10 protein-coding genes are annotated in these 13,343 nt (G+C 32.7%); all 10 read left to right on the top strand.

From position 1 onward, the window contains the following. The first annotated feature begins 94 nt into the window (after window positions 1–94). The 10 genes from Q0714_RS00825 (at window position 95) to Q0714_RS00780 (ending at window position 13,337) form a co-directional block, all read left to right on the top strand. Window positions 95–391, top strand: coding sequence for a helix-turn-helix domain-containing protein (locus Q0714_RS00825; protein ID WP_298262394.1), 297 nt, complete (start codon window positions 95–97; stop codon window positions 389–391). A 2-nt stretch (window positions 392–393) separates the two neighbouring features. Further along, entirely contained in the window at window positions 394–690 is a 297-nt protein-coding gene (locus tag Q0714_RS00820) for a helix-turn-helix domain-containing protein (RefSeq protein WP_298262393.1), read from the top strand. Further along, window positions 677–1,585: a BT4734/BF3469 family protein gene (locus tag Q0714_RS00815; RefSeq protein WP_298262392.1), complete on the top strand. Its 909-nt coding sequence runs from the start codon at window positions 677–679 to the stop codon at window positions 1,583–1,585. Before Q0714_RS00820 ends, Q0714_RS00815 begins: the two co-directional genes overlap by 14 nt. Continuing rightward, window positions 1,582–3,333, top strand: a complete 1,752-nt coding sequence (locus tag Q0714_RS00810) for a DUF3987 domain-containing protein (RefSeq protein WP_298262391.1) — start codon at window positions 1,582–1,584, stop codon at window positions 3,331–3,333. The genes Q0714_RS00815 and Q0714_RS00810 overlap by 4 nt, the downstream gene beginning before the upstream one ends. A 154-nt stretch (window positions 3,334–3,487) precedes the next feature. Then, the gene (locus Q0714_RS00805) at window positions 3,488–3,787 is read left to right on the top strand and encodes a helix-turn-helix transcriptional regulator (protein WP_298262390.1); all 300 of its coding nucleotides are present in this window, start codon (window positions 3,488–3,490) and stop codon (window positions 3,785–3,787) included. A 7-nt stretch (window positions 3,788–3,794) separates the two neighbouring features. Continuing rightward, complete coding sequence (locus Q0714_RS00800; RefSeq protein WP_298262389.1) at window positions 3,795–7,109, top strand: DNA methyltransferase; 3,315 nt, start codon at window positions 3,795–3,797, stop codon at window positions 7,107–7,109. Window positions 7,110–7,341: 232 nt separating this feature from the next. Next, on the top strand, window positions 7,342–8,259 hold the full coding sequence (locus Q0714_RS00795; RefSeq protein WP_298262388.1) for an Abi family protein: 918 nt from the start codon (window positions 7,342–7,344) through the stop codon (window positions 8,257–8,259). Window positions 8,260–8,278: 19 nt separating this feature from the next. Next, on the top strand, window positions 8,279–10,366 hold the full coding sequence (locus Q0714_RS00790; protein ID WP_298262387.1) for a Piwi domain-containing protein: 2,088 nt from the start codon (window positions 8,279–8,281) through the stop codon (window positions 10,364–10,366). A 14-nt stretch (window positions 10,367–10,380) separates the two neighbouring features. Beyond that, a complete protein-coding gene (locus Q0714_RS00785) occupies window positions 10,381–12,153 on the top strand; it encodes a helix-turn-helix domain-containing protein (RefSeq protein ID WP_298262386.1) in 1,773 nt (590 codons plus the stop codon). Window positions 12,154–12,257: 104 nt separating this feature from the next. Beyond that, a complete protein-coding gene (locus tag Q0714_RS00780; protein ID WP_298262385.1) occupies window positions 12,258–13,337 on the top strand; it encodes a serine hydrolase in 1,080 nt (359 codons plus the stop codon). The last annotated feature ends 6 nt before the right edge of the window (window positions 13,338–13,343 follow it).

The raw sequence follows: 13,343 nt of genomic DNA, 5'->3' as shown, positions 1-13,343 counted from the left end.
AAATCGAATAGCCGATTTCCAACCTTTGTCTTGTTCTTGAAAATCAAGAATGACATTAGGCCTGATGTCCTCATTTATTTAAAACAAAATAGAGATGGACATTAACATCATCGAAAAATTAGAAAGCATCGAAAAGTTGTTACAAGAACAACAAAGATTGCAAAAGCAAGTATTGAATTTCAATGAAACTTGTAAGTATTTAGAACTATCACAATCGCACTTGTATAAACTAACAAGTACGGCAGCTATTCCACATTACAAACCGAATGGCAAAAAAATCTATTTCCAACGACAGGAATTAGACCAATGGTTATTGCGTAATCGGATGGATTCACAAGATGAAATCGAGCAACAAGCAGCTGATTATCTAATCAAAAAAGGAAAGATTTAGTGATGGCTGAAATAATCGATTTAATCTTGGCTTTATCCCAAGAAATTAAGGACTTAAAAGCACGTATAGAGTTATTGAGAGCTTCACAATCTCAATTGCTAAAAGATGCGTGGATTGACAATCAAGATGTAATGCAAACGCTTCATATTAGCAAAAGAACATTACAAACATTTCGTTCAAATGGCACAATACCATACAGTAAGATACAAGGTAAATTCTACTATAAAGTTACAGATATAGAAGAATTGTTGCTAAACAATTATTACAACCCAAAATTCAAATGTGATGGAAATAAGTAGAGAAAATATCTTGAATAAGACACATTATGGGTTAAATATTTATGCTTTTGTATTAAGGAAATACTATCCAAATACAACAGTCCTTTCCGTAAAAGGAAGGGACTGTGAAATAACTCGCAATCCTTTTAATGGTGGTAAAGCCACATTACAAGTTAATGTTGTTGATTTTGTTGCAAAACATTCTGATACGGAATTAAAAGATTTCAAAGGTGATGTATTTGATTTTGCATCCTACCATTTTAAAATTTTGGATGAGCAAGAGTTATTGGAAAAAATCAATAATGAATTATACTTAAATCTTAAAACTAATAAAAAAAACGAGTTCTCGTGGTTAGATGAACCTGATGATACTTGGTACGCATACAGTAGTTTTTACAAAGCACCAATTAGAAATGTATATCCTACTGAAAAAGTACGATTACATCAAATATTTGAACGTATTACAAGTGATAAATACAAAAGTATCACAGAAAAATTTAGAGCCATTTCAGACATCAAAGAAGCACGAAAATATAAAGCAAATCATTTTGATTATGTAACATTTTCAGGTGTATTCTCGAAAAGAAATGATGATAGTTTAATTGAACATTCATCATTACTAACAATCGATTTTGACCATTTAGAAAACCTCGAAGAATTAAAACAGCAATTACTACAAGATGAATATTTTGAAACCGAATTATTGTTTACATCACCTTCTGGAAAAGGTATAAAATGGATCATTAGAATCGATGTATCTAAAGCACCACATAGCGAGTATTTTAAAGCAGTGGCAAATTACATTAAGCAAACGTATAACATTGAGGTTGACCAGTCAGGTAAGGACGTTTCCAGAGCGTGTTTTTTACCATACGACCCAACAGCCTTTTTACATAAAAGACACCAAGCATTATGACTAAAATATTTAATCCAAAAGAATGGTTAGAAGTTCCAGAAGAGCAACCACAACCATCAAGTAACAACGCAACAACAAATGTTGTTGCTGTTGCCGACAACGATATTGAATCCTATATCCAGATGATTGAGCAATCAGGTATTGACATAACAGGCAATTATGCGACTTGGAGAGATTTAGGTTTTGCATTAGCAGAAGAATATGGAGAAACAGGAAGAGACTATTTCCATCGTATAAGTAAAAACTTTGTAGGTTATGATACTAAAGAATGTGATGACCAATTTAGCAAATGCCTAAATGCCAAAGGGCACGGAATTAATATTGCTACTTTTTACCATTATACATATCAAGCAGGTATAAAACCGTTAAAGCAACAACACAACAACGAGATTGCAACAAATGTTGCAACTGTTGTTGATGTTCCAGAACAAGCAATGCCAACAATCCCAGATGAGGTATTTAATACCTTACCGCAGTTTTTACAACAAGTTGTAAATCCTGCGAGCAGTCAAGAGGAAAAAGATATTTTGTTGTTAGGAGCTTTAACCGCTTTTAGTGCCTGTTTTCCGAAACTCTTTGGTATTTACGACCAACGCAAAGTATTTGCTAATCTATATCTATTTGTGACAGCACCTGCATCTGCAGGTAAAGGCAGGCTTAACCAAATTAAAAATTTGGTAGATCCTGTACATAAATTAAAACGTGAGCAAGCCAAAGTATTGAAGCAACAATTTAATACAGAAATGGCAACGTATAATATGAACAAGGGTAAAGATGAAAACTTGGAGAAACCAGGCAAACCACCTGAAAGAATGTTATTTATTCCTGCCAACAATAGTGTTACTGGTGTCTATCAATTAATTTCTGATAATGAAGGCAGAGGATTGATTTTTGAAACCGAAGGCGATACCTTGGCACAAGCTTTTAAAAGCGATTACGGTAATTATTCCGATGGTTTTCGTAAAGCCTTCCATCACGAAACCATAAGTTATTATCGTAGAACAGACAGAGAGTATGTAGATATTGAAAAACCGTGTTTATCAACTGTATTGTCAGGAACACCCAAGCAAGTGGCAACCTTAATACCGAATGCAGAAAATGGTTTATTCAGCCGCTTTATGTTCTATTATATGAATATAAAACCTGCTTGGAAAAACGTGTTTTCAAGCAACAATAACGTAAGGTTAGATGATTACTATTCGCAATTAGGTAATGAGTTTTTAGGCTTATACAAAACCTTAAAGAATAATCCAGAAATCGAAGTAAGATTGACTTTGCAACAACAACAGCAATTCAATAGATTTTTTGAGTCATTACAGACCAAATACATCAATCTACAACCCGAAGAATACATTGCAACAATTAGACGTTTAGGCTTAATTGCATTTAGATTAATGATGCTATTTACTGCATTTCGCATTATGGAGGATGGTGATGTAAATGCTATTAAAGAATGTGAAGATATTGATTTTCAAAATGCATTAGCAATCATTTCAATTTTAGTAAAGCACAGTAGTAAGGTGTTCAATGATTTGCCAATAGAGCAAAAAGCTGTTAAACGTCTAAATCGTAAAGAAAGATTTTTGGAGAGTTTACCAAAACAGTTTAACAGACAAGAGTATTTAGATTTAGCAACCAAACAAAACATCCCACATAAAACAGCAGAAGGCTACATCACCAAGTTTGTTGATGCAGGTTTGCTGCATAGAGAAGCTCATAACACATACACAAATCCCGCAAAAGGATAATAAGGAGGTTGAGGAAACAAAGGATTTAAAGTATTAGTTTCCTTAAATCCTCAACTTCCTCATTTTCTGTTAAAAAACTCTTTTTACTTTTACTATGTTTTTAATTTCTTTTTCTTACATTAGACAAATATTGACAAGTCAAAATCTCTCTAAAATGGCATTTGGTAATTATATAAGGAAATTAAGGGAAGAGAAGCAACTATTACTTCGTGAAGTAGCATCTCAAATGAATATCGATACAGCATTATTAAGTAAGATTGAACGTAGTACGCGTATTGCCAGAAAGGAACAAGTAGAAGATTTAGCAAAGGCTTTAGATGTAAGTGAAAAAGAATTACTACAACTTTGGATGGCAGATAAAATTGTTAAAATGATTAAGGATGAATCCAACAGTACGGAAATCCTCAAAAAAGCACAAGAAGAAATTAAGAACTTAACCAACAAAAAACAGTAGCTATTAAATGGCATTATTTCAAACATCAGTATTAAAAACATATTTAGCACAACAAGACACTGCTATTGTAGAACGTGCCTATAAAAAATACACCAAGTATTTTCATAATGCTACCATTCAGGAGAATATTAAAAACTCTAAAGAAGAACAATACCAGGCAAAGTTTCTGGACGAGTTGTTTGTAAATGTCTTGGATTACACCCTAAATCCGAAACCTGATTTTAACATTACTACCGAGTTTAAAAACCAAAAAGGAGCAGGTAAAGCAGATGGAGCCATTTTAAAGGAAGCAAAAGCAATTGGTGTTATTGAACTCAAAGGGACCAATACCAAAGATTTAGAAAGCATTCGCAAGCAAGCGTTCGACTATAAAGCCAATCAAAAAGGTTGTGTCTATGTCATCACGTCCAATTTTGAGAAGTTAAGGTTTTACATCAACGATGCTACCGAGTTTTTAGAGTTCAACCTATTCCAGTTAGCACCAGAAGAATTTGCTTTAATGTATTTGTGCTTACAAAAAGACAACATTCTTAACCAGTTACCGCTAACCATTAAGGAAGCCTCTTTAGTAGAAGAAGACAAAATAACCAAACAGTTTTACAACAACTATTCGGTATTCAAGCGCGAACTCTTTAGAGACCTCGTAAAACGAAATGCTAAACGTATAAAACAAAATGTCATTGCGAACCACGAGGAACGAAGTGGGCGGCAATCTCATAATGAGGACGATAGTAACGAACTAAAAGCACTCGAAAAAAACGTCAAACTATCCCTATTCAAAAAATCACAGAAGCTCATAGACCGTTTTCTGTTCATTTTCTTCGCTGAAGATAGAGACCTCTTACCACCAAACTCAACCATCCAAATTCTCGATAAGTGGAAAGCCGATATCGATTTTGGTGACGAACGCCCATTATACGGATTGTTCAAACAATACTTTCACTTTCTCGACCAAGGCAGAAAAGGCACAACCTCAAGAGCCGAAATCTATGCCTACAATGGTGGTTTGTTTAAACCGGATACCATTCTCGATACTTTAGAAATAGATGATGAGCTGTTGTACAAACACACCTATAAACTCGCTAAATACGATTTTAGCAGTCAGGTAGATGTCAATATTTTAGGTCACATTTTTGAAAACTCACTTAATGAGATTGAAAGCGTGAATGCCGAAATTGAAGGTGGTGAGTTCGATAAGCAAAAAAGCAAACGCAAAAAGGATGGCGTTTTCTATACACCCAAATACATTACCAAATACATTGTAGAAAATACGGTAGGTAAATTATGCCAAGAGAAAAAAGAAGCACTGGGCTTTAAAGAAGAAGCCTATTTCGAGGTAAAGAAAGGTACACACCAAAACACCAAAAAACAACTGTTAGAGGTTTTGGACACCTACAGAGAATGGCTATTGCAAATCACTATTTGCGACCCTGCTTGTGGTTCTGGAGCATTTTTAAATCAAGCTTTGGATTTTCTCATTAAAGAACACCGTTATATCGATGAACTTAAAGCAAAAGTACTGGGTGGTGGCTTAATATTAAGCGATATAGAAAACACCATATTAGAAAACAATATTTATGGCGTTGACCTTAATGAAGAAAGTGTAGAAATTGCCAAACTATCGCTGTGGTTACGTACCGCACAACCACGCCGTAAGTTAAGCGATTTAAGCAGCAACATTAAATGTGGCAACTCATTAATAGATAGCAAAACAGTAGCAGGCGATAAAGCCTTTAATTGGCAACAGGAATTTCCTCAAATTTTCAACCATACTGTCATTGCGAGCGAAGCGCGGCAATCTCATAATGCAAAAAACGGCTTTGATGTAGTGATTGGAAACCCGCCTTATGTTAGAGTACAATTCCTTGAACATACTCAAATTGATTGGTTTAAGAAGAATAAAAAAGTTGCACACAAAAGGATAGATATTTCTCTTATGTTTTTTGAACTCGCAAGTGAGATTTTGAGAAAAAACGGATTAGTGTCATTCATAACATCTAATCAATTTTTAACAACAGAATATGGTAGAAACTGTAGAAAATTATTGTTGAAAGAATTTAAAATTGAGAGATTAATAGATTTTGCTGATTTACCAGTTTTTGAAGGTGCTTTGACCTACGTCAGCATTTTTACATTGCGGAACAGCAAACCGACAAACTTTAATTTATTTAATGTTGAATCTTTACAAAAAGCACAAGAATTAGATTTTGGAGAGGCTATAAACATTCAAATAAAGAATTTGACTGATGATAGTTGGACTTTAAAAGATTCAAGAGAAACTGAAATTATCGAAAAAATAAAACTTTTTCCTAATCTAAAAAATATAGGTAATTGTAATTATGGTATTGTTTCGGGTAATGATTCAGTGTTTATAGTTGACGAGAATGATTTGGCATTACATAGTATTGAAGATGGAATTTTATTGCCTTTATTAAGAGCTGAAAATTGTGGTAGATATAAAAAGGTTGAAGCCCTCAAAAGAATTATTTATCCTTATAAAAATTTAGATGGTGATACTATTTTGTTTTCTGAAGAAGAACTAATGAATAATTTTCCAAATGCCTATGCTTATTTAAATACTCACAAAGAAACATTAGAAGAAAGAAAGGATTCTCGGAAAACTCTTAAAGGTGCTAAAGATTGGTATAAGTTAACAAGATTTGGTACAATTGATATGTTTAATAAGACTAAAATTGTTTACCCAGGAGAAACCAAGAATAATAAATTTGGTATTGATTATAACAAATCTGGTTACAGTGGAGCAAGGGTTTTTTCAATTACTCTAAATTCAACAACTAATTATGAGGATAACTTATTAGCATTGTTAGCCCTTTTAAATTCTAAATTGGTTGAATTTTACTTGCATTCAACATCCCCATTAAAACAAGGAGGTTATTACTCATATTCATCTACTATTCTGAATACTATTCCTATTCCAGAAAAGTACGAATCAACAAGCCTCAAAGAAAAATCTTTAAAAATAATTGAACTATACAGTACGTACGATAATATTATATCAAAGTTCACCACCTATTTATTACATCAATACAGTGAATTAATTTTAACCCGCAAACTCGAAAACTGGCACGAGTTAGACTTTGCAGACTTTATTAAAGAACTCAACAAAGCCATTAAAAAAGCAGGTGGTACAACACTCACCAAAAAAGATGAGTTTGAGTGGCTGGAACTCTTTGAGGACAACAAGAAAAAAGCCCAAGAGCTACAAACCCAAATCACTCAAACAGAAAAGGAAATAGACCAAATGGTTTATGATTTATATGGCTTAACACAAGAAGAAAGAGATATAGTGGAGAACACATAAAACAGTAATTATTGTCATTGCGCGGAGGTCATTGAGGTTCTCGAAATGAGCGACGTGGCAATCTCATAAAAAGGTATAAAAACAAAAAATATGGTAAAAAGTAGTAAAATATGGTATAAAGTTTGTACTTTTGCAGTAACAGTACACACCACGCTACCCATTAGAACAGCGTCCCAGGGTGTGTCTTTTGCTTTATATACCTTCCTTTTGTTAATCAATAAGACACTTTTCTATGTTTAACAAAAAGTCAACTACCATACAAGAGCAGATTGCCCAATTACAAAAAAGGGGCTTGCAAATTCCCAATGTTCCATTAGCAGAAAAGTACTTGGCTAATATAAGTTACTACCGTCTCGGGGAATATTGGTATGTAATGCAGGAAGATAAAGAGAAACATACCTTTAAGCCAAACAGTAGATTTTCAGATGTAATCGCCTTATACAATTTTGATGCAGAATTACGCTTATTGTTGTTTGATGTCATTGAAAAGATTGAAATCAGTTTACGTACAAAACTGATATATAACTTATCTCACGAAATAGACCCTTGGTGGTTTGCTAACTCAAGTATTTTTATTGATACTTTACAATTTACTCGTACACTGGCTAAAATTGAAGAAGAAATTACAAGAGCAAGGAGTAAAGATGTAACTATTAAAAACCACTACAAAAAACATAAGGATGATTTAAGGTTTCCGCCCTCTTGGAAAAGTTTAGAGCAAGTAAGTTTTGGTAACTTATCAAAACTCTATGGTAATCTTATACATACAGTGAAGGCAAAAGATGGTATTGCACAAGAATTTGGAGCAGTAAACCATACCTATTTACCAAGTTGGCTACAATCAATTGCTCAAATTCGCAACTTTTGTGCGCATCATTCAAGATTATGGAATAGAAACTTACCAGGTACGGTAAAGTTATTACCTAAACCACCAAATCCTTGGATTGTAGATAACGACAATGTTCCAAAACAGCACGAGTTTAGTAAACTTTATGTGCATATGTGTTTAATGAAATATCTATTAAATACCATTCAACCCAACAACCAATTTACAACACGTTTAAATGATTTATTTATAAAATACCCTAATGTAGACCCTAATGCATTAGGTATGAAGCCTGATTGGAATAAAGAACCATTATGGCAATAGCTAAAACACCTCAATACCTATGCAAGAACACTTAAAATTCAACATATTAAATTTCAATTGGCCTCGTAAATTATTAACCTTTTATGTGTCATTAAACCAAACAAAAGAGGTTGATACTATACATCATAGGAAGTTTCCAAATAATATTACAGAAGTGTTCAGCAATGAGGAATTAGAGGAAGCAGAAGAAATATATACCACTTTTACAACACCAACAGAGGGGTTCAAACCTTTAAAGGTAGATTGTAATAATTATAACCTCAATTTATATAAGCAATTCTTAAACGCACAAATAAAAAGGCATTTTGATGGTTTAAATATCATAAACCGTAAAAACAGAATATTAAAAGATAGACAAGTTTGGGTATTAGATAAGAATGCTTACCATAAAGACTATCATTATTATGATAAGTTTACATTAAAGATTCAATTTACTGAAGTATCAGATTACCCAGAATTGGTTGTATCGTTTGATGGTACGTCGAAAATCTTAAAAAAATCGGTTCAAGAACTCGACAATGCTAATTTGGTTACTAAAGCAATTTTTAGAAATCAAGTAGTAAATTTTCAAATGAAAACAGACACACCTCAAAAAGAAGCCTTTTATAACAGCCTTATTTTAGAGGAACTATTACCAATTCTTAACAGAGAGTTGCAAAGAGATTTAAACATCCCATTTGAACTTAAAAAAACAAAAAACAGATACACCAAGTATCTAAAAAAAATACAAGACTTTACGCAAGAGTATTTATTTACAGAAAGCTTTCAACAAATATGTGATTTCAGAAGTCAGGAATTTATCGATGCACCTTTAAATAGAATCGGTCATATAGAAAAAGAAAAAGGCTTGCTGGAGTATGGTAAAGATGCACAAGGCAATAAGCAAACAGGTATTACCCCTAAACTGGAACTAAATAGATACAGACCATATTTTAGACCATCCAATCCAAACATTAAATTCTTTTTTATTTATCATAAAGAGCACCAAACAACCATTAAAAAGCTATGGAGCTATCTTAAAAATGGAACAGGTAATTATTATAAAGGTTTAAAAAGTTTTATTGACATTCCTGTAAATTCAGCACCTAACCATTTTATTGAATTTGAAAATAAGGAAAACCCAATTCCAGAGATAGAACAAAAATTAATTGAATTGGAATGGGATACATCCGTAGCCTATTTAGCATTTTATATAAGTCCATTTACACGATTTGAATCCAATCCACAACTTAAAAACATTTATTACCAGGTAAAAGAATTGTGTTTAGATGAAGGTATTATGACCCAAGCGATTGATTTTGAGGATTTACAGAGAAACATCAGTAATTACCAATGGCACTTAAATAACATATCATTAGCGATACACGCCAAATTAGGTGGTAAACCTTGGAAACTGGCAGTAACCGAGAAAAAAGAATTGGTTATTGGTGTAGGAGCATTTACAAACCAAGACCACAAACACCGTTATGTAGCAAGTGCATTTAGCTTTCAAAACAACGGTATTTTTAATAAGTTCGATTGTTTTTCAAAAAACGAAACAGACTTGTTGGCAGGAAGTATTATTACAGCAATTCGTAAATTCTTTACACAATCCGAAGCTGATAAAATTGTTATCCATTTTTACAAAGAAATGAGTAAACGAGAAATGCAGCCTATTTTAGAGGGAATGCATAAACTCAATCTGGAGAATAAACCTATTTACATCTTAAATATTAATAAAACAGAATCAAAAGACATCATAGCGTATGATACCGATTTTGAAAATAATCTAATGCCTTATAGTGGTACATTTGTAAGATTAGGAGAACGTAAATTTTTACTTTTCAATAACGGTAGGTTTGAAGAAGAACGCTTTTTTGATTCCGATGGATTCCCATTCCCAATTAAAGTAAGTATGAGTAGCCCTAATGAAGATGCTTTTGATGATGATAATATTATAACAGAATTGCTAACACAAGTATTCCAGTTTAGCAGACTATATTGGAAGTCTCTAAAACCTCAAAACGTACCAATAACCATTAGATACCCAGAAATGGTTGCCCAATTAGTACCACGTTTTCAAAATGATATTAAAGAAGAAGCAAAAAGTAAACTTTGGTTTTTATAAATTTGAACTTTTTAATGAATAATACACAATCCATAGCAGTCCTTCCTTTCGTCAATATGAGCAGTGATATTGAAAACGAATATTTTTGCGATGGAATTACGGAAGAAATTATTAATGCACTCACAAAAGTAAAAGGCTTAAAAGTAATTGCAAGAACCTCTTCTTTTGCCTTTAAGGGTAAGAATATTGATATCAGGGAAATTGGCAAGCAATTAAGTGTAAATACAATTCTTGAAGGGAGTATAAAAAAAGCACAAGATAAGGTTAGAATAACAGCGCAGTTAATAGATGTTGTGGACGGAATATACTATTGGTCTAAAAAATACGATAGAGAACTGCTTAATATTTTTGAATTAGAAGACGAAATTAGTTTAGCTATAGCAGACGAGGTTAGAAACAATTTTGGTCATTTTGAATTGCAAGAGCATCTCATTAAACAACCTACAAACAACATTGAAGCTTACCAATTGTTTTTAAAAGGTCGTTCATTACAATTAAAATGGACACCAGAAAGCATAAAAGAGGCTATTACATTTTACAACCAAGCCATTGTGCTGGATAAGAATTATGCAAAAGCGTACTATGCCAATTTGCAATGTTATGGCTTATTGGCAATGTGGGGCTATATGCCCTATCAAGAAGCGATGGACTTGGCAATTAGTAATTTGTTGATCGCCAAAGAAATTGACACCTCATTACCTGAATACCCATTATCTTTTGTAGGTAAGTTTTTCTGGGAAGAATGGGATTTTAAAAATGCCTACCTACATATAAACAAAGTATTAGAGATAAACCCAAATCACATAGATGGTTTAGAAGCTATGGCAGAATTAGGTATTGCTCTCGGTATTTTTGATATAGCTTTACGATATGCCAACAAATTATTAGAGGTAGATCCGCTTTCGGCTAACAATTATTACACCTTAGCACATATTTATTACTATCAAGGTCAATATGAGAAAGCTTTAGAAAAAGTAAATTACGCCTTAACACTGAATCCTCAATTAGAATTGGCACATCATTTAAAATGCTTTTGTTTAATTTGGCTCAACAAAAAGCAAGCGTTTATTTCCCATATTCATAACACTACACTCATTGAAGAAAAAAAATTATTGTTTAGCCTTATTAATGAAAATGCAGTTACAGTTCCGCAACAAATTATTGATAAATGGAATAAAAATAGTCCTAATCAAACGATGTTGGTCCCATATGATGCATTTATTTTAAGCAATTCAAATCATAGAGACAAAGGCTTTTCAAGTTTAAAGGAAATGATTAATCATAGACGAGGTCAAGTAATCAACTTTAGGCAAGAACCTTTTTTTAAACCCTTGCAAAGTTTCAATGGCTTTTTAGACTTACATCAGTCAAACTTACTTTTAAAGGATGTTAAACCTCTTCAAATAGAACAAGAAGAATCACACTCAATTCTTTTGGATAATCAACAAATAGATACTCTAAAAGAAGAATTACTTTCTTATTTTAAGGAAGACGAACCGTATTTAAATCCGCAATTAACATTAAAATTTGTAGCAGATGTTTTAAGGTTAAATACAAATAAAATGTCTTATTTAGTTAACCAAGCATTTAACATTAATTTTAATGACTTTGTTAATTCGTATCGTTTAAATTATTTTAAAGCCATAGCCTTAGATCCAAAAAATTCACATCTCACCATTCTTGGATTAGCTTATGATAGCGGCTTTAATTCTAAAAGTGTTTTTAATACGTTTTTCAAAAAAACAGAGGGCACTACCCCTAAGGCTTGGTTAAAAGCCAACTCGTAGCAAATCTTATTTAGTTTGTTTCAAATTATAATTCAGAACGATTGCTTTAGTTATCTGATGAATCTTTGTATCATCATTTAATTATAATCAAAAAACGAACAGTTATGACAACTTTACACAAAATTTTTGTAGCATTTATGGTAACTACCATAATCCTTTTTACATCTTGTTCAAAAGATGATGACAACAACACACCATTAAACAATTACACAAACGTAGAAAATTTACTAAATGAAATTGATTTTCAGGGGTATGCCATTGTAACTAAAAACGGAAACGATTTAACGAGACAAGGATTTGGATTGGCAAACCAAACCACAGCTTTATTACAAGATTATAATCTTGATTACCGCATTGGCTCTGTTTCAAAAACATTAACCGCAGCTGGCATTGTCGAATTAAAACGCGATGGCTTAATTAATAGTTTTAATCAAACTTTAGATGAATTTGACTCTGAATTTCCAAACGGTAGTCAAATTACTATTGCACAATTATTATCTCATCAATCGGGTATTCCAGATTATCAACTTGTAGTAGAGGGCGCTTACGAAGAAGGAGAAACTTTAGATGAAGAAGATATATATGAAGTAATTAAAGAATTGATATCTGTAAATGGTCTCGATTTTACCCCAGGTTCAGCTAAGCAATACAGCAACTCAAACTTTCTTATTGCTGCTTTGTTAATTCAAGAAGTATCTCAAATGCCTTACCACAACTATATTCAACAAAACATATGTAATCCCCTTGCAATGTACAATACATTTAAAGGTACTGATGTAATTGATGAAAATACACACGCTCAAGGCTATTTAAATGGTAATACAAATAGCACCTACCCAATGACAATTGCTTTTGGAGCTGGAGATTTTAGTAGTACACCAAAAGATATGGAATCTTGGGTAAATGCTTTAAAAACCAATTGGTTTACAAATGCTGAAAAAAACGAAATATTTACCCAAAGCGTACCAAGTGGCTATACCGATTTTGGTTTAGGCTGGTTTACTACCCAAGAGGGAAATACAACAATGTATTGGCACGGTGGTGATATTAATGGATATTGGAGTATGATTGGTTTTATACCAGAATACGATGCAACTATTGTTTTGTTAAGCAATCAGCAAGATGATACAGGGACGCAACGCAATACCATTATTGAGCAATTATTAACAAATGAATTTAATTAAAATCAT

This window comes from uncultured Lutibacter sp. (assembly GCF_947493565.1).
GTDB lineage: Bacteria > Bacteroidota > Bacteroidia > Flavobacteriales > Flavobacteriaceae > Lutibacter > Lutibacter aestuarii.
This window is presented reverse-complemented; position numbering and strand designations above follow the sequence as displayed.